General features: G+C 68.7%; 1 pseudogene. It reads left to right on the top strand.

The features are described from left to right. A pseudogene (locus tag SB816_RS35210) lies at positions 1-233 on the top strand (penicillin-binding protein 2); the annotation flags it as partial.

The following is a 233-nucleotide window of genomic DNA, read 5'->3' as shown; positions in this document are numbered from 1 at the left end:
CGACGCGCGCGACCGCCGCCGCTTCAAGAAGCTGCAGGAAGACTCGAAGAATTTCGAGAGCCTGCCGATCCGCACGCGCCTGACCGACGCCGAAGTCGCCCGCTTCACCGCGCAGCGCTTCCGCTTCCCCGGCGTCGACGTGCGCGCGCGGCTGTTCCGCCAGTATCCGCTCGGCATGACGGCCGCGCACGTGATCGGCTATATCGGCCGGATCTCGAAGCGCGACCAGGATC

This window comes from Achromobacter sp. SIMBA_011, from assembly GCF_046535435.1.
Classification (GTDB): Bacteria; Pseudomonadota; Gammaproteobacteria; order Burkholderiales; family Burkholderiaceae_B; genus Achromobacter; species Achromobacter dolens.
The sequence above is the reverse complement of the archived record's forward strand: the minus strand, read 5'-3'. Positions and strand labels throughout refer to the sequence as shown.